Source organism: Amycolatopsis sp. NPDC004169 (assembly GCF_040610315.1).
Lineage (GTDB): Bacteria > Actinomycetota > Actinomycetes > Mycobacteriales > Pseudonocardiaceae > Amycolatopsis.
The window spans coordinates 202,522-219,895 of the sequence record NZ_JBEXMD010000002.1 but is presented as its reverse complement, the minus strand read 5'-3'; the positions used below and the strand labels follow the sequence as shown (position 1 = coordinate 219,895).

Below are 17,374 nucleotides of genomic sequence, written 5' to 3'. Positions count from 1 at the left end.
GGGGGTTTCGCATGGCGTTCTTCATCGGGCTCGGTGCGGTCCTGGCCGTGGTGCTCGTCATCGCGCTGGTCGTGGACCGGTCCGACCGCAAGCGCGGGGTCAAGCGCGGCATGCTCACGCCCCGCGGGCGCCGGCCGCGGATCGGCGACGCGCAGTGGATGGGCAGCGACCTCAGGCATTACGAGCCCCGCGCGCGAGGCGAAGACCGCACCGCCCCGCGTGAGGACGACGTCAGCTGACCGGGACCGGGTCTTCCTCGGTCGTGCGCAGGCGCTGCGAAATCACCTTCGTGATGCCGTCGCCCTGCATGCTCACGCCGTAGAGGGCGTCGGCGATCTCCATGGTCGGCTTCTGGTGGGTGATGATGATCAGCTGCGACGAGTCGCGCAGCTGCTCCAGCAGCCCGATCAGCCGGCGCATGTTGGTGTCGTCCAACGCGGCCTCGACCTCGTCCATGACGTAGAACGGTGACGGCCGGGCGCGGAAGATCGCGACCAGCATGCCCACCGCGACCAGCGACTTCTCGCCACCGGACAGCAGCGAAAGCCGCTTGACCTTCTTGCCCGGCGGGCGCGCCTCGACGTCGACGCCGGTGGCCAGCAGGTCGTCCGGCTCGGTGAGCACCATCCGGCCCTCGCCGCCCGGGAAGAGCACGCCGAACACCGTCTCGAACTCGCGCGCGACGTCCGCGTACGCCGAGGCGAAGACCTCGAGGATCTTCTCGTCGACCTGCTTGATGACGGCTTCGAGGTCCTTGCGGGTGTCCTTGAGGTCCTCCAGCTGCGTGGAGAGGAACTTGTACCGCTCCTCCAGCGCCGCGAACTCCTCCAGTGCGAGGGGGTTCACCTTGCCCAGCAGCGACAGGTCCTTCTCGGCGCGCTTGGCGCGGCGGGCCTGGGTCTCGCGGTCGTAGGGCATCGGCGGCGGCGGGGTGACGTCCTCGCCGCGGTCCTTGGCCGCCTCGTACTCGGCCATCTCGCCCGCGCTCGGCGGGACCGGGACGTCCGGGCCGTACTCGCGGACGAGGTCCTCGAGCCCCATGCCGAAGTCCTCGGCGATCTTCGCTTCCAGTGTCTCCAGCCTCAGCCGCTGCTCGGCGCGCAGCACCTCGTCGCGGTGCACGGCGTCGGTCAGCTTCTCCAGCTCGCCGGTGAGCTCGCGGACCTTCGCGCGGACACCGGTCAGGGCCTGCTCGCGGCTCTGGCGGCGGGCCTGGACCTCATCGCGTTCGGCGGCGGCGCGCTGGACCGAGTGCTCGATGCGCTCCAGCGCGATCTCGCCGGCGTTGACGACGGCGTTGGCGATTTCGGCGCCGCGCTTGCGGGCCGCGGCGGCCCGCTCGGCGCGCTCGCGGGCCTGCTGCTCGGCGTGCGCGGCGCGGCGGAGGCCTTCGGCCTTGCCGGCGATGCTGCGGGCGCGCTCTTCGGAGGTGCGCTGCGCGAGCCGCGCCTCCATCTCCTCCTGCCGCACGACGGCCAGTTCCTCGACGGCGGCGTCGCGCTCGGCGGTGTCCGGGTCGTCCTCGACCGGCTGCTCGGCGACGGCGGCGAGCCGTTCCTCCAGCTCGGCGAGCTGGGCCAGCGCGTGGACGCGGCTCTGCTCGACCTTCGCGCGCTGCCCGGTGATCCGCTCGACCTCGGCCTGGGCTTGGCGGGCGGCCTGCTGCAGCCGGCTGAGCCGCTCCGAAGAGCGCGCCTTCCGGACCTTCGCCTCGCCGAGGGCGTCCTTGGCCTGGGACACCTCTTCGCGACGCGCCTGCTGCTCGGCGCGGGCGCCTTCCAGCTCGGCCGCGTACCGCTCCAGCGAGCGCTCGGCCAGGCGGAGCCGCTCGGCCGCCTCGTCGACCGCGGCCTGGACCTCGATCACGCTCTCGCGCTTGCCCGAGCCGCCGATCGCCCAGCGGGCGCCGAAGACGTCGCCCTCGGCGGTGACCGCGCGGACGTCCGGGTGCACCGCGACCAGCTGCCGGGCCGCGTCGAGGTCGCGGACGATGGCCAGCTTCTCGAGGGCCTGCTCGACGGCGGGCCGCAGCTGGGCAGGCGCGGTGACGACCTCGCGGGCCCAGCGCGCGCCTTCCGGCAGCGACGGCCACGAGTACGTGTCCACAGTGGACTCGGGACCGCCGAGCAGGATGCCCGCACGGCCGGAATCCGTTTCCTTCAGGTACTTCAGGGCGCGCAGGGCGTCTTCACCGCCCGCGACGGCGATCGCGTCGGCGACCGGGCCGAGGGCCGCGGCCAGCGCGACTTCGTGGCCCGGCTCGACGGTCAGCAGCGCGGCGACCGAGCCCAGCAAGCCCGGCAGCTGGTGGGCCGCGCCGAGCAGCGCGCCCGCGCCGTCCTTGCGCTTGAGCCCGATGGACAGGGCCTCGACGCGCGCCTTCTCGGACGCGATCTCGCGCTCGGCCGCGCGCTCGGCCTTGACCAGCTCCTCGACGCGGGCCTTCGCCGCGTTGTTGGCCTCGACCGCGCGGTCGTGGCGATCCATCAGACCGGCGTCGTCGGACTCTTCGGCGCCGCCTTCGGCCTGGGCCATCTCGAGTTCTTCGACGGCGATCTCGGCGCGCTCGGCGGCTTCCTCGAGGGAGACGCTGAGGCGGTCGATCTCGTCGGAGGTGGCGCCGTTCTTGCTGCGCAGCGCCTCGACCTGGCCGGTCAGCTTGGCCATGCCCTCGCGGCGGTCGGCGATGGCGCGGACGGCGGCCCAGTGCGCGCGCTCGGCGGCCTGGACGCGCTGTTCGAGGTCCTCGCGGCGCAGCACGGTCTGGGCGAGCAGCTCCCGGGCCTCCATGACGGCCTCGTTGAGCTCTTCCTCCTGCTCGGCGACGCGCTCGGCCTCTTCGAGGAGCTCTTCGGGATCGCGGCCGCCGGTGTTCGCCGCGACGTCGGCGGAGAGGTGCCGCTGGCGCTCGATGGCCAGGCGGACGGTGCCGCGCAGCCGCTCGGCCAGTGCGGACAGCTTGTACCAGGTCTCCTGGGCGGTCTGCAGGAGCGGCGCGTCCTCGGCGAGCGAGGCTTCCAGCTCGGCTTCCTCCGCGGAGACGATCTCGAGGGTCTGCTCGACCTCGGCGCGGCGCGCGCGGGCCGTCTTCTCGTCGGCCTCTTCGCGCGCGATCGCGTCGCGCTGGGTGACCAGGTCGTCGGCGAGCAGGCGCAGGCGGGAGTCGCGCAGCTCAGACTGGACCGACTGGGCCTTGCGGGCGATCTCGGCCTGCTTGCCCAGCGGCTTGAGCTGGCGGCGCAGCTCGGTCGTCAGGTCGCCGAGGCGGTCGAGGTTGCCCTGCATGTTGGCCAGCTTGCGCAGGGTCTGTTCCTTGCGCTTGCGGTGCTTGAGGACACCGGCGGCCTCTTCGATGAAGGCGCGGCGCTCTTCGGGCTTGGACTCCAGGATCGCCGAGAGCTGGCCCTGCCCGACGATGACGTGCATCTCGCGGCCGATGCCGGAGTCGGACAGCAGTTCCTGGACGTCCATCAGGCGGCAGCGGTCGCCGTTGATCTCGTACTCGCTGGCGCCGTCGCGGAACATCCGGCGGGTGATCGAGACCTCGGTGTACTCGATCGGCAGCGCGCCGTCGGTGTTGTCGATGGTGAGGGTGACCTCGGCGCGGCCGAGCGGGGCGCGGCCCGCCGTGCCGGCGAAGATGACGTCCTCCATCTTGCCGCCGCGCAGGTCCTTGGCGCCCTGGGTGCCCATGACCCAGCGCAGGGCGTCGAGCACGTTGGACTTGCCCGAGCCGTTCGGCCCGACCACGCAGGTGATGCCCGGTTCGAAGCGCAGCGTGGTGGCCGAGGCGAAGGACTTGAAGCCCTTGAGCGTCAGGCTTTTCAGGTGCACTTGGTGCTGACCCCTCTGGCCGCGGGTACTGGCGGTTCAATCGTCCCAGGCTACCTGGGGGTGTCCGGAGGCCGCCGGACGCGCCCCTTCCTCGGCGCGCCTAGCACACCCGCCGTGGCCTCAGCAACACCACGAGCCACACCGGCCCCGGACGGACCAAGGGGGCACGCTACCGCTCGACGAAGCCGGTGAGTCCCCCTTTCGGGTCGGACCACCGCTCGGCAACGTGCTCCACACTTCCGGGTGATTCTCCGGACCGTAACGCGGACAACAGCCGCTGACAGTGGTCACGACTACCTTCCGCTATCACCTCGACACGCCCGTCGGCCAGGTTGCTCGCACTCCCGACCAGACCAAGTTCCAGCGCGCGGCTGCGCGTCCACCAGCGGAAACCGACGCCTTGGACGCGGCCGCGCACCCACGCCGTCAGCCGGGTGTGGGTTTCTTCCTCACTCACGCCGTTCCTCACTTCCGGGTCAACTGACCGCGCACAGTAACGGATCAAGGCCACTACCTGGGCGAATACCCACACGCCGGTGATAACCTCCCCGCCGAGGTCGATCCCCCGCCGTGGCTGTGCGTCCGCCGACAAGCCCGTTCCCGACCTCACCGAGCCAGAACCGCGCCTCCCCGCAATCCCCAAGGAGCCCCGTATGCCCCGCCCCGACGGGTCGGATTCGAGCTCTCGGATCACCAGGATCGACACCGCGCCGCCCAGGAGCAGCAAACCGAACCGCACCGGGTACGTCGTGCTCGGGGTGGCCGGGCTGGTCGTCGCGACCGCGTTCGCCGCCGTGGCCGAGCTCGCCGGACCGGGCCCCGCGTCCACCGCGGGCGGCACGGGTGGCCCCGGCGGCCAGGGCACCCTCCCGGCCGGCGTCCAGACGCTGCCGGCCACGCCGTCGTCGAGCGACCCGGCGTCCTCCAGCGGCGCGCCGACCACGTCGAGCCCGTCGTCGTCGAGCGCGCCCACGACCGTGGTGTCGGTGAGCCCGGACGGCAAGACGACCACCACGGTCGTCACCCAGCCGTCGCCGCCCCCGCCGCCGCGCAACGACACGGGCGGCAACCCGCCGCCGTCGAGCCAGCACCCGACGCAGCCGCCGCCGACGACGACGACCAAGACGCCTCCGACCACGACATCGTCGGCACCACCCCCGACCTCCTCCACTTCGGCGGAGCCCCCGCCGTCCGGTGGCGGTTCCAGCTCGGCCGGAGCCCCGTCGTCGACCACGACCGGCGCCGGCACCACGGCGTAAACCAGGACGCACCCTCGAAGGCCACCGCCGCGGCGGTGGCCTTCGGCGTCACCGGGCCAGGACGGCCGAGACCATCGCGTCCCGCAGGAACTTCCCGTAGCGCTCCGCGGACCACCCGCGTTCCAGGCAGAGCAGCTCGTACTGCTCGGGCCCGTGGTAGGCCCACAGGATGTCGCGGACGGGCGCACCGCGTCCGGCTCGGCCTGGATCTCGGCGATGAAGTCCCGGCCGGCGATGGGGACGTCCTCGTCGTCGCCGGCGACCGTGACGTCGAAGACGGCCTTGAGCACGGCCGCCGGCAGTACCGCGGCCTTGCCCCACGGGTTCTTCTTCCGCACCCCGTGGTCGTGCGGAAGGACTACCCGGCCGAGCCCAGCTTCAGACCTCGGAGGTGCCGGGCCGGCTCCCGCTCCGGCGCGTCCGGAAGTACCGGACCCAGTAGAAGGCCGCCGCGAGCGTTCCGAACACCGGCCACACGAACCGGAGCGCTTCCCGCCACCCGGTCGCTTCCCAGCCGAAGGCGAGCACGACGGCCGCGACCGTGAACACGCTCCACGTCACCGCCAGGCCCAACGCCACCTTCGCCGGCATCCGCGCCTTCGTCCCCTCGGTCACGCCGAGGGAGTACCCACCGGGTCAGACCTCGAAGCGGTAGCCCATCCCGGGTTCGGTCAGCAGGTGCCGGGGCCGGGAGGGCTCGCGCTCCAGCTTGCGCCGCAGCTGGGCCAGGTACACCCGCAGGTAGTGCGACTCCGTCTCGTACGACGGGCCCCACACCTCGTGCAGGAGCTGCTTCTGCGCCACCAGCCGGCCGCGGTTGCGGACCAGCAGCTCCAGCACGCCCCACTCCGTCTTCGTCAGGTGGACCTCCACGCCGTCGTGGCGGCGGACCTTCTTCGCCGCCAGGTCCACGGTGAACGACGCCGTGTCGACCACCGCGTCGGCGCCGTCCGCGCCCGCCACCGCCGAGCGGCGGACCGCCGCCCGCAGGCGGGCCAGCAGCTCGTCCATGCCGAACGGCTTCGTCACGTAGTCGTCGGCGCCCGCGTCCAGCGCCTCGACCTTGTCCGCCGAGTCGCCGCGGGCGGACAGCACGATGATCGGGACCGTCGTCCAGCCGCGCAGGCCCGCGATCACCTCCGTGCCGTCGAGGTCCGGCAGGCCGAGGTCCAGCACGACGACGTCGGGCTTGGTCTCGGCCACCGCCTTCAACGCGGCCGTGCCGTCGTGCGCGGTGATCACCTTGTAGCCGCGGGCGGTCAGGTTGATCCGCAGTGCCCGCACGATCTGCGGCTCGTCGTCCACCACCAGCACGGTGGCGCCCGGGTCGCTCATCGCACCCCCTCCTGTTCGTACTCCACACTGAACGCGGGCAGGGCGACCACGACCGTGAGCCCGCCACCCGGGGTGTCCTCGGCGCGGATGGTGCCGCCCATCGCCTCGGTGAACCCCTTCGCCACCGACAGCCCGAGCCCGACGCCCGGCGTCGTGTCCCGGTCGCCGCCGAGCCGCTGGAACGGCGCGAACGCCGAGTCCGCCGCCCCCTTGCGCAGGCCCTTGCCGTGGTCGACGATCCGCAGCTCGACCCGGCCGGAGTGCGCGCTGGCCCGCGCCGAGACCGGGGCCCCGCCGTGGCGCAGGGCGTTGTCCAGCACGTTCGCCACCACCCGCTCCAGCAGACCGGGATCGGCCAGCACCGACGGGAGGTCGTCGTCGATCGCCACCACGACGTCGTCCGAGTTGTCTACATTGGACAGCGCGTGCGCGACGACTTCGTCGTAGCCCACCGGGCGCAGGTGCGGCTTGACCGCCCCGGTCGCCAGCCGGGACGAGTCGAGCAGGTTGTCGATCAGGCCGGCGAGCCGGTCGGCGGACAGCTCGATGGCCTCCATCAGCTCCGCGGTGTCCTCTTCGGACAGTGCCAGGTCGGGCGCGCGCAGGCTGCCGATCGACGCCTTGATCGAGGTCAGCGGCGTCCGCAGGTCGTGGCCGACGGCCGAGAGCAGCGTCGTGCGCAGCTCGGTCGCCTCGGCCTTGCGCTCGGCGCGGGCCGCCGCGGCCGCCATCCGCTGCTGCCGCAGGGCGAGCAGGGCCTGGCCGGCCACGGCTTCCAGCACCCGCCGGTCCGCCGCGGGCAGCGCCCGCCCGCGCAGGGTCAGGTGGACGTCGGCGGTGACGGCGATGTCGACGTCCGCCTCGTCCGGGTCGGTGCAGGGGTGCTCCCCCGCGGTCGCCACGCACTGCCAGACGCCGTCCTGCTTCTCCAGCAGCGTCACCGACGTCAGCGCGAAGTTCTCGCGGAGCTTGGCCAGCAGCCGCTCGATCGGGTTCGCGTGGGTCAGCACGGTCCGGGCGTAGGAGGCCAGCAGGGCCGCCTCGGTCCGGGCCCGCGCCGCCTGCGCGGCCCGGCGCGCGGCCTGGTCGACGACCAGCGCGACCAGCACCGCGACCACGACCATCGCGATCAGCGTCACCAGGTTCTGCGGGGTGTGCACGTTGAGCGTGTAGAGCGGCGGCGTGAAGAAGAAGTTGAGCAGCCCGGCACCGAAGACGGCCGCGACCAGCGCCGGGCCGAGGCCGCCGACCAGGGCGACGACGACCGTGGCCAGCACGTAGGCGATGACGTCGGTGGCGAAGTCGAGCCCGCTCGGCAGGAAGACGCCGACCAGGGTGACCAGCACCGGCAGCACGATGCCCAGCACCCAGCCCGTCACCAGCCGCGAGAACCCGAGCGGGCTGGTGCCGAGCCGCGCCCGCAGCCGCCCGCCCGCCTCTTCGTGGGTGACCATGTGCACGTCGATCGGCCCCGACCGCCGGACCACCGAGGCGCCGATGCCCTCGTCGAACAGTCGCGCCACCCGCGAGCGGCGTGAGGTGCCGATGACGAGCTGGGTCGCGTTGACCCCGCGGGCGAAGTCCAGGAGCGCGGCAGGCACGTCGTCGCCGACGACCGTGTGGAACGTCGCCCCCACCTCCTCGGCGAGCTTGCGGTAGCGGGCCATCGAGGCGGGGCTGATCCCGGCCAGGCCGTCGCCGCGCAGGATGTGCACCACCTGCAGCTCGGCGCCGGCGCGGGTGGCGATGCGGCTGGCCCGGCGGATGAGCGTCTCGCTCTCCGGGCCGCCGGTGATCGAAGCGACGACGCGTTCGCGGGCCTCCCACGTGTCGGTGATGCGCTGCTCGGCCCGGTAGCGCTGGAGGGCGACGTCGACCTGGTCGGCCACCCACAGCAGCGCCAGTTCGCGCAGGGCGGTGAGGTTGCCGGGGCGGAAGTAGTTGCCGAGGGCGGCGTCGATCCGCTCGGCCGGGTAGACGTTGCCGTGCGCGAGCCGCCGCCGGAGCGCCTCCGGCGTGATGTCGACCAGTTCCAGCTGTTCGGCGCGGCGGACGACCTCGTCCGGGACGGTCTCCTGCTGGGTGACGCCGGTGATCCGCTCGACGACGTCGTTGAGGCTCTGCAGGTGCTGGACGTTGACCGTGGAGAGGACGTCGATGCCCGCGTCCAGGAGCTCTTCGACGTCCTGCCAGCGCTTGGCGTTGCGCGAGCCCGGCACGTTGGTGTGGGCCAGCTCGTCGACGACGGCGACCTCGGGCGCGCGGGCCAGGACGGCGTCGAGGTCCATCTCCTCGAACTCGCGGCCGCGGTGCCCGGCCCGGCGCCGCGGGACGGCTTCGAGGCCCTCGAGGAGCTCCGCGGTCTTCGCGCGACCGTGCGTCTCCACCAGCCCGACGACGACGTCGGTCCCGCGGTCCAGGCGCCGCCGCGCCTCGCCGAGCATGGCGAAGGTCTTGCCGACGCCCGGAGCCGCGCCGAGGTAGATCCTCAGTTCCCCTCGACGCGGCTTCCCGTTCTCCGTGGTCACGGTGTCAGTGTGCCCCTCCGGCCGCCGCGCGCACGGCCAAGTTGAGCGGGAGCACAGTGACGCCGGGGACACCGATCCCGGCCCCGCTCGTGTTCTGCTCGATCAGCTGCTTCACCCGGTCGAGGGGCAGGCCGGTGTTGCGGGCGACCCGCGGGGCCTGGAGCTCGGCGTAGGCGACGCTGATCGCCGGGTCGAGGCCCGAGCCCGACGCCGTCACCGCGTCCGGTGGCACCTGATCGGGCGTCACGCCTTCGCGCTTGGCGATGGCGTCCTTGCGCTCGCCGATGGTCTTCACCAGGTCCTCGTTGTACGGCCCCTTGTTGGACGCGCCGGAGGTCGACGGGTCGCCGGGGCCGAGCGCGTCCTTCGCGAGCGCCGAGGGGCGGGTGTGGAACCAGGGGTCGTGGGCGGGGTCGGCGGGCACGGGGTCGACGCCGATCAGCGACGAGCCGACGGCCTGGCCGTTCTGCGTCACCAACGAGCCTTCGGCGTTGCCCTCCAGGCCGGGGATGCGGGCGATCGCCCACACGGAGAGGGGGTAGAGGACGCCGAGCAGGACGGTCAGCACGAGCAGGACACGCAGCCCCGCCCAGGTCTGTTTGACGAGTGTGTTCACGGTGTCACCCGATTCCGGGGATGAGGCGCACGAGCAGGTCGATCAGCCAGATCCCGAGGAAGGGGCTGACGATCCCGCCGAGGCCGTAGACGAGCAGGTTGCGGCGCAGCAGGGCGGAGGCCGACGACGGCTTGTACCGCACGCCGCGCAGGGCCAGCGGGATGAGCACGACGATGATCAGCGCGTTGAAGATGACCGCGGAGAGGATCGCCGACTTCGGCGTGGCCAGGTGCATGATGTTGAGCGCGCCGAGCTGGGCGAAGATGCCGGTGAACATCGCGGGCAGGATCGCGAAGTACTTGGCCAGGTCGTTGGCGACGCTGAAGGTCGTCAGCGCGCCGCGGGTGATCAGCAGCTGCTTGCCGATCTCGACGATCTCGATCAGCTTGGTCGGGTCGCTGTCGAGGTCGACCATGTTCCCGGCCTCCTTGGCGGCCGAGGTGCCGGTGTTCATCGCGACGCCGACGTCGGCCTGCGCGAGGGCGGGGGCGTCGTTGGTGCCGTCGCCGGTCATCGCGACCAGCCGCCCGCCCTCCTGCTCCTGCTTGATGAGGGCCATCTTGTCCTCGGGCTTGGCCTCGGCGAGGTAGTCGTCGACGCCGGCGTCCGCGGCGATGGCCTTCGCGGTGAGCGGGTTGTCGCCGGTGATCATCACCGTCTTGATGCCCATCGAGCGCAGTTCGGCGAAGCGCTCCTTCATGCCCGGCTTGACGACGTCGGACAGCCGGATCACGCCGCGCACGACGATTTCCTCCGCGACGACCAGCGGGGTGCCGCCCTGGGCGCTGATCTCGTCGACCACCCGCTCGGTCTCGTCGGGGAAGTCGCCGCCGTTGTCGCGCACCCACGCGCGGACCGCGCTCGCCGCCCCCTTGCGGATTCGCCTGCTGCCGATGTCGATGCCGCTCATCCGGGTCTGCGCGGTGAAGGGGACGAACTCGCCGTGCTCGTCCCGGTCCGCGTGCTCCGCCGTCAGCTCGACGACGCTGCGGCCCTCGGGGGTCTCGTCGGCCAGGCTGGCCAGCCGGGCGGCACGGGCGAGTTCGTCCGGTGTGGACGATCCGACCGGGATCAGCTCGGTGGCGCGGCGGTTGCCGAAGGTGATCGTGCCGGTCTTGTCCAGCAGCAGCGTCGAGACGTCGCCGGCGGCCTCCACCGCGCGGCCGCTGGTCGCCAGCACGTTGCGCTGGACAAGGCGGTCCATGCCGGCGATGCCGATCGCGCTCAGCAGCGCGCCGATCGTCGTCGGGATCAGGCAGACCAGCAGCGCGGTCAGCACGATCACGGACTGCTCGGAGCCGGAGTAGCGGGCCATCGGCTGCAGGGCCACGACGGCGAGCAGGAAGATGATCGTCAACGTCGAGAGCAGGATCGTCAGCGCGATCTCGTTCGGCGTCTTCTGCCGCGAAGCGCCTTCCACCAGCGCGATCATGCGGTCCACGAAGGACTCGCCCGGCTTGGTCGTGATCTTCACGACGATCCGGTCGCTCAGCACGGTCGTGCCGCCGGTGACCGCGCTCCGGTCGCCACCGGACTCGCGGATGACCGGGGCGGACTCGCCGGTGATGGCCGACTCGTCGACGGTCGCGATGCCCTCGACGACGTCGCCGTCGCCCGGGATCACCTGACCCGCTTCGACGACGACGAGGTCGCCGATCTTCAGCTCGACCCCCGGGACCTGCTCTTCCCCGTTCGCCGTGAGCCGGCGGGCGACGGTCTCCTTCTTCGACCGCCGCAGGCTCTCCGCCTGCGCCTTCCCTCGCCCTTCGGCGACGGCTTCGGCGAGGTTCGCGAACAGGACCGTGAACCACAGCCAGACGGCGATGAGGATGGTGAAGACGCTCGGGTCGGTGACGGCGAAGACGGTGGTGAGCGCCGAACCGACCCACACCACGAACATCACCGGGTTGCCCAGCTGGTGCTTCGGGTTCAGCTTCCGGAACGCCTCCGGCAGCGACGTCCAGAGCTGGCGCGGGCTGAACACGCCGGCCCCGACTCGGCCGGTGGGTTCGGCGGGAGTCACCTGGGGTCGCTCTTCGGTGACGGTCATGCGAGTGCCTCCGCGATGGGCCCGAGCGCGAGCGCCGGGATGAACGTGAGGGCCGCGACGAGCACCACCGTGCCGGTGAGCAGGGTGGCGAACAGCGGCCCGGTGGTCGGCAAGGTGCCCGCGGTCTCGGGCACCTTGCGCTGGGCGGCCAGGGAACCGGCCAGGCAGAGCACGGCGAGGATCGGCACGAACCGGCCGAACGCCATGGCGACGGCGAACGACGACTGGAACCAGTCGCTCGTCGCGGTCAGGCCACCGAACGCGCTGCCGTTGTTGTTGCCGGTCGAGGCGTAGCCGTAGAGGATCTCGGACAGGCCGTGCGCGCCGGAGTTGCCGAGCGCGCCCGCCGTGCCCGGCAGCAGCAGGGCGATCCCGGAACCGAGGAGCACGACCGTCGGCATCGCCAGCATCGCGATCGCCGCGCAGGTCACCTCGCGCTTGCCGAGCTTCTTGCCCAGGTACTCCGGCGTGCGCCCGACCATCAGGCCGGCCAGGAACATCGCGATGATCGCCATGACGAGGATGCCGTAGAGGCCGGTGCCCACGCCGCCGGGCGAGATCTCGCCGTAGAGCATGTTCAGCAGCGGTCCCCCGCCGCCGAGCCCCGAAAGACTGTCGTGCGCGCCGTTGATCGCGCCGGTCGAGGTGCCGGTGGTGGTGTCGGCGAAGATCGACGTCAGGCCGATGCCGAAGCGCTGTTCCTTGCCTTCCATGCTCGCGCCCGCGGCCAGCGCGGCCGGGTTGTTCGCCTTGGCCTCCGAGAACCAGATGAGGACCAGCGAGGCCGCCCACAGCAGGCCCATCACGCTCAGCAGGACGTACCCCTGGCGGCGGTTGCCGACCAGCGTCCCGAACGCGCGGGTCAGGCTGACCGGGATGACCAGGATGAGGAACAGCTCGATCAGGTTCGTCCAGGCGTTGGGGTTCTCGAACGGGTGCGCGGAGTTGGCGTTGAGGATGCCGCCGCCGTTGGTGCCCAGTTCCTTGATCGCCTCCTGGCTCGCCGCCGGGGCCAGCGCGATGGTGCTGTGGCTGCCGTCCGGGTTCGTCACGGCGACGCCGGCCTTGAGGCTCTGCACCACGCCGAGCGCGACCAGCACGAGGGCGAACACGAACGCCATCGGCAGCAGCACGCGGATCGTGCCCCGGGTGAGGTCGACCCAGAAGTTGCCGAGCCGGTCGGTCTTCGCCCGCACGAAGCCCCGCGTCACCGCGATCGCCACGGCCAGGCCGACGGCCGCCGACAGGAAGTTCTGCACGGTCAGCCCGGCCATCTGCACGAAGTGGCCCATCGTCGTCTCGGGGACGTAGGACTGCCAGTTCGTGTTGGTGACGAACGAGATCGCCGTGTTGAAGGCGACGCCGGGGCTCACCGAGCCGCGGCCCAGGTCCCACGGCAGCAGCGGCTGCAGGCGCTGCAGCAGGTAGAGCAGGACGACCGAGACGAACGAGAAGCCGAGCACGCCCGCGGCGTAGGTCGGCCACCGCTGCTCGGAGTCCGGGTTGACGCGGAAGAGCTTGTAGAGGCCCTTTTCCAGCTTCAGGTGCTTCTCGGTCGAGAAGACCCGCGCCAGGTAGTCGCCGAGCGGTTTGTAGACCACGGCGAGTGCGGCGAGGAGCAGGCCGAGCTGGATGAGCCCGGCCGTGACATCGGTCATTTCAGCCCCTCCGCGGGGAAAAGTACGTCGGGACGCATCAGAATTTCTCCGGCTTGATCAGCGCGATGAAGAGGTACACGAGCAGGCCGAGCGCCAGCAGTCCGCCGACGACGTTGGCCACGGATCCCGCGCCGCTCACAGCTTCTCCAGCCCGCGCAGCGCTAGCGCGAGCACCACGAAAACGCCGATCAGGAGCACGGCGTAGAGCAAGTCGGCCACAGGCACCTCTCAAGACGGGTCACCGGGTTCGGTGACCGGACAGCTCACTCTGCGGTTCCGGGACCCCGTCCCGACCTGCGGCTGACGGCCTCTTGATGCGTTGCTGACACCCGTTTACGCCGTCTTGACGGCTGGTGGCGGCCGTCACGCAAACGTTTGCCTCGTTGTCACTGCATGCAGTTGGTTAGTGACACGCGACACACTGCGTGATCGAACAGGTGCGGAACGTGCAAATCGGGCAGACAAGATCTACAGCCCGTGTTACACCTGTGTTACCGATAGTTGTATCGGCTAAGCAAATCTTGGGAGAGGGGATCACCTATGTGCGGTATCGCCGGCTGGGTTTCCTACGACGCCGACCTCACCCGCCGCCAGGACGTGGTCGACGCCATGACGGGGACCATGGCCTGCCGCGGGCCGGACGACTCGGGGACGTGGGTGCGCGAGCACGTGGCGCTGGGACACCGGCGCCTGGCCATCATCGACCTGCCCGGCGGCCGTCAGCCGATGACGGTGGCCACGCCGAACGGCGCGGTGGCCATGGTCTACAGCGGTGAGGCCTACAACTTCACCGAACTGAAGGAAGAGCTGACGAAGCTCGGCCACCGGTGGAAGACCGACAGCGACACCGAGGTCGTGCTGCACGGTTACCTGCAGTGGGGCGACGAGGTCGTCGACCACCTCAACGGCATGTACGCCTTCGCGATCTGGGACGAGCGCGACGACCGGCTGGTGATGATCCGCGACCGGATGGGCATCAAGCCGTTCTACTACTACCCGACCCGCGACGGCGTCCTCTTCGGCTCCGAGCCGAAGGCCATCCTCGCCAACCCCCTCGCCAAGAAGGTCGTCGACCTCGACGGCCTGCGCGAGCTCGCCGGCTTCACCAAGCGGCCGGGCTGGTCGCTGTGGAAGGACATGGAGGAGGTGCAGCCCGGCACGATCGTCACCGTGTCCCGCGAGGGCATCAGGACCCGCACCTACTGGAAGCTGGACGCGAAGCAGCACACGGACGACCGGGAGACCACGGTCGCCCGCGTCCGCGAGCTGATGACCGACATCGTCAACCGCCAGCTCGTCGCCGACGTCCCCCGCTGCGTCCTGCTGTCGGGCGGCCTGGACTCCAGCGCCGTCACCGGGCTCGCGGCCGCGCGGCTGGCCGAGCAGGGCGAGCAGCTGCGGACGTTCTCCGTCGACTTCTTCGGTCAGGAGGAGAACTTCCAGCCGGACGAGATGCGCGACACGGCCGACTCGCCGTTCGTCCGCGACGTCGCCGCCCTGGTGGGTTCGGCGCACCAGGACGTCGTCCTCAACCCGGCCGAGCTGACCGACCCCGAGGTGCGCCGCGCGGTGCTGCGGGCGCGGGACATCCCGGCCGGCCTCGGCGACATGGACACCTCGCTGTACCTGCTGTTCAAGGCGATCCGCGGCGAGTCGACGGTGGCCCTGTCCGGCGAGTCGGCCGACGAGGTGTTCGGCGGCTACCGCTGGTTCCACGACGAGAAGGCCGTCAACGCGGACACGTTCCCGTGGCTGGCGTTCCGCACCTCGATGATGGACGAGCGCTCGACGCTGTACACGCCGGAGCTGGTGAAGAAGCTCGACGTCGAGTCCTACATCGCCGACCAGTACGCCTCCGCGGTCGCTTCGGTGGACCACCTCGACGGCGAGTCCGCGCTCGAAGCGCGGATGCGGACCATCTGCCACCTGCACCTGACCCGGTTCGTGCGGATGCTGCTGGACCGCAAGGACCGTGCGTCGATGGCGGTGGGCCTGGAGGTGCGGGTGCCGTTCTGCGACCACCGGCTGGTCGAGTACGTGTACAACACGCCGTGGTCGCTGAAGACGTTCGACGGCCGCGAGAAGAGCCTCCTGCGTCACGCGACTTCGCACGTCCTGCCTTCTTCGGTCGCGCAGCGGGTGAAGAGCCCGTACCCGTCGACGCAGGACCCGGGCTACGCGGCGGCGTTGCAGCAGCAGGTCAAGGAGGTCCTGGCCGAGCCGGGTCACCCGGTGTTCGACCTGGTCGACCGCACCTGGGCACACCGGGTGTCCGAAGTGGACCCGGCGACGATGCCCCCGGCGGCACGCATCGGCCTCGACCGGCTGCTCGACCTGTACCACTGGATCGAGATGTACAACCCGGAGTTGCAGCTCGGCTGAGGTCGCCGGTCGCCGGTCGCCGGTCCGGCGCGGTCCGCCCGCGCCGGGCCGGTCACCGGCTCCGGCCGAGCCGTAGGTCCGCGGCCACCTCGTCGCCGTCGACGGTGAGGTCCGCACCGATCCCGGCGAGCAGCGACTGGGCACCGCGGTTGTCCACGGTCGTCGAGGCGACGATCCCGGCCGCGCCGCTCGCACGGGCCTCGGCGAGCAGCAACGCCGTCACCTGCTTGCCGATCCCCCGCCCACGGGCGGCGCGGGCCAGCCAGATGCCCGCCTCGACCGCGTCGCCGTGGGGTTCCAGCCGGGCCGCGCCGACCGCCACGCCGTCGGCGTCGATCACCCAGGTGCGTTCCACCGCGGTCGCCGGGTCCAGGCACCGGGCGCGGTGGAACGCGAGGAAGGCGTCCCGGCGCGCGGACGTCCACCCGGGCGGCCCGCCGACCGGAGGCATGACGTCCAGGGGATCGGCCCCGGCCTCGGCGGCTTCGAGCAGCCGCACCAGGGCGGCCTCGTCCAGCGGAGTCAGCACGATCATGCCTGGATCTTCGCCGCCGCCATCCGCCCACGCGAACGGATTTCGCGCTCCGGCCCGTAACCCGCGTGATCAGGGCCGTGACCCGCGTGATCGAGGCCGTAACTCGCAACTTCCGCCTCAATCCCGTGAGTTCCGGCCTGGATCACGCGAGTTCCGGGCTGGATCGCGTGAGTTCCGGCTACCGGCGGACCTCCGCCAGCTTCACCGGCCGCCGTTCCCGCCGGGAGACCTCGCAAGCCTCCGCGATGTAGAACGCCTCCAGAGCGTCCGCCGCCCCGCACGGTGAAGGCGCCCGGCCCGCGACCACGTCCAGGAACGCGCGCAGCTCCGTCGTGTACGCCGGGCGGAAGCGCTCCATGAACCCCGGATAAGCCGGCCCGGGCAGCGGGGCGACCCCCGGCTCCACCGACCGCAGCGGCGCCCGGTCGTCCAGGCCGACCACCACGCCCGACACCGAGCCCAGCACGTCGAGCCGCACGTCGTAGCCCGCGCCGTTGTAGCGGGTCAGCGACACCGTGGCCAGGGTTCCGTCGTCCAGGGTCAGTGTCGCCGCCGCCGTGTCGACGTCGCCCGCGTCCACGAAGAACTGCTCGCCGCGGTTGGCGCCGATCGCGTACACCTCGTCGACCTCGCGGCCGCTCACCCAGCGGATGATGTCGAAGTCGTGGACGCCGCAGTCGCGGAACAACCCACCCGAGTGGGCGACGTACCCGGCCGGCGGGGGCGCCGGGTCGAACGTCGTCGCGCGGAGCGTGTGCAGCCAGCCCAGCTCGCCGGACGCGACCGCCGCCCGTGCCGCCGCGTAGCCCGCGTCGAGGCGGCGCTGGAAGCCGATCTGGACCGGCACGTCCGACGCGCTGATCCGGTCGATCACCGCCAGCGTGCCCGGGATGTCCGCGGCCACCGGCTTCTCGCAGAACACCGGGATGCCCGCGTCGACCGCCGCGATGATCAGGCCGGGGTGCGCGTCCGTGGCCGCGGTGACGACCAGGCCGTCCAGCCCCGCGGTGAACAGCTCGTCGAGCCCCGCCGATTCGACGCCGAGTTTCGCGGCGGCGGACGCGGCCCGCGCGGTGTCGACGTCGGCCACGACGACCGAGTCGACCTCCTCGAACCCCTTCAGCGTCTCCGCGTGCGCGGTGCCGATCCGGCCGGTGCCCGCCAGTCCCAACCTCAT

General features: G+C 71.7%; 14 protein-coding genes. 3 read left to right on the top strand and 11 right to left on the bottom strand.

Going from position 1 to position 17,374, the window contains the following annotated elements; translation table 11 throughout:
* The first annotated feature begins 11 nt into the window (after positions 1 to 11).
* Positions 12 to 239, top strand: coding sequence for a hypothetical protein (locus tag ABZX11_RS03665; RefSeq protein WP_354909549.1), 228 nt, complete (start codon positions 12 to 14; stop codon positions 237 to 239).
* On the opposite strand, the gene smc is transcribed toward ABZX11_RS03665, so the two are convergent.
* Together smc and ABZX11_RS03655 are read right to left on the bottom strand one after the other, a co-directional pair.
* Complete coding sequence (gene smc, locus ABZX11_RS03660) at positions 232 to 3,834, bottom strand: chromosome segregation protein SMC (RefSeq protein WP_354909547.1); 3,603 nt, start codon at positions 3,832 to 3,834, stop codon at positions 232 to 234. The two genes, ABZX11_RS03665 and smc, sit on opposite strands and share 8 nt — an antisense overlap.
* A gap of 169 nt (positions 3,835 to 4,003) precedes the next feature.
* Complete coding sequence (locus ABZX11_RS03655; RefSeq protein ID WP_176172222.1) at positions 4,004 to 4,291, bottom strand: acylphosphatase; 288 nt, start codon at positions 4,289 to 4,291, stop codon at positions 4,004 to 4,006.
* Between the two features lie 196 nt (positions 4,292 to 4,487).
* Here ABZX11_RS03655 and ABZX11_RS03650 point away from each other — a divergent pair, with 196 nt between their 5' ends.
* The gene (locus ABZX11_RS03650) at positions 4,488 to 5,093 is read left to right on the top strand and encodes a hypothetical protein (protein ID WP_354909543.1); all 606 of its coding nucleotides are present in this window, start codon (positions 4,488 to 4,490) and stop codon (positions 5,091 to 5,093) included.
* A gap of 378 nt (positions 5,094 to 5,471) precedes the next feature.
* Here ABZX11_RS03650 and ABZX11_RS03645 read toward each other — a convergent pair whose 3' ends face one another.
* Genes ABZX11_RS03645 through kdpF form a run of 7 tightly spaced genes read right to left on the bottom strand, consistent with a single transcriptional unit; the run spans position 5,472 to position 13,419 of the window.
* Positions 5,472 to 5,708, bottom strand: coding sequence for a hypothetical protein (locus ABZX11_RS03645; RefSeq protein ID WP_176172224.1), 237 nt, complete (start codon positions 5,706 to 5,708; stop codon positions 5,472 to 5,474).
* Positions 5,709 to 5,729: 21 nt separating this feature from the next.
* Complete coding sequence (locus ABZX11_RS03640) at positions 5,730 to 6,428, bottom strand: response regulator (RefSeq protein ID WP_176172225.1); 699 nt, start codon at positions 6,426 to 6,428, stop codon at positions 5,730 to 5,732.
* The gene (locus tag ABZX11_RS03635; protein WP_176172226.1) at positions 6,425 to 8,956 is read right to left on the bottom strand and encodes a DUF4118 domain-containing protein; all 2,532 of its coding nucleotides are present in this window, start codon (positions 8,954 to 8,956) and stop codon (positions 6,425 to 6,427) included. Before ABZX11_RS03635 ends, ABZX11_RS03640 begins: the two co-directional genes overlap by 4 nt.
* 4 nt (positions 8,957 to 8,960) lie before the next feature.
* Positions 8,961 to 9,572 carry a potassium-transporting ATPase subunit C gene (locus ABZX11_RS03630; protein ID WP_354909540.1) on the bottom strand — a complete coding sequence of 204 codons (612 nt, stop codon included), beginning with the start codon at positions 9,570 to 9,572 and terminating at the stop codon, positions 8,961 to 8,963.
* A gap of 4 nt (positions 9,573 to 9,576) precedes the next feature.
* Positions 9,577 to 11,622: a potassium-transporting ATPase subunit KdpB gene (kdpB, locus tag ABZX11_RS03625; protein WP_354909538.1), complete on the bottom strand. Its 2,046-nt coding sequence runs from the start codon at positions 11,620 to 11,622 to the stop codon at positions 9,577 to 9,579.
* Complete coding sequence (gene kdpA / locus ABZX11_RS03620; RefSeq protein ID WP_176172229.1) at positions 11,619 to 13,280, bottom strand: potassium-transporting ATPase subunit KdpA; 1,662 nt, start codon at positions 13,278 to 13,280, stop codon at positions 11,619 to 11,621. The genes kdpB and kdpA overlap by 4 nt, the downstream gene beginning before the upstream one ends.
* 37 nt (positions 13,281 to 13,317) lie before the next feature.
* Complete coding sequence (gene kdpF, locus ABZX11_RS03615) at positions 13,318 to 13,419, bottom strand: K(+)-transporting ATPase subunit F (protein WP_176172230.1); 102 nt, start codon at positions 13,417 to 13,419, stop codon at positions 13,318 to 13,320.
* Positions 13,420 to 13,820: 401 nt separating this feature from the next.
* On the opposite strand from kdpF, the gene asnB reads away from it, so the two are divergent.
* Positions 13,821 to 15,662, top strand: a complete 1,842-nt coding sequence (gene asnB / locus ABZX11_RS03610) for an asparagine synthase (glutamine-hydrolyzing) (RefSeq protein WP_354909535.1) — start codon at positions 13,821 to 13,823, stop codon at positions 15,660 to 15,662.
* Between the two features lie 52 nt (positions 15,663 to 15,714).
* Here the strand turns inward: asnB and ABZX11_RS03605 are convergent, their stop codons facing one another.
* Positions 15,715 to 16,197: a GNAT family N-acetyltransferase gene (locus ABZX11_RS03605; protein WP_354909534.1), complete on the bottom strand. Its 483-nt coding sequence runs from the start codon at positions 16,195 to 16,197 to the stop codon at positions 15,715 to 15,717.
* Between the two features lie 178 nt (positions 16,198 to 16,375).
* Complete coding sequence (locus tag ABZX11_RS03600) at positions 16,376 to 17,374, bottom strand: Gfo/Idh/MocA family oxidoreductase (RefSeq protein WP_354909533.1); 999 nt, start codon at positions 17,372 to 17,374, stop codon at positions 16,376 to 16,378.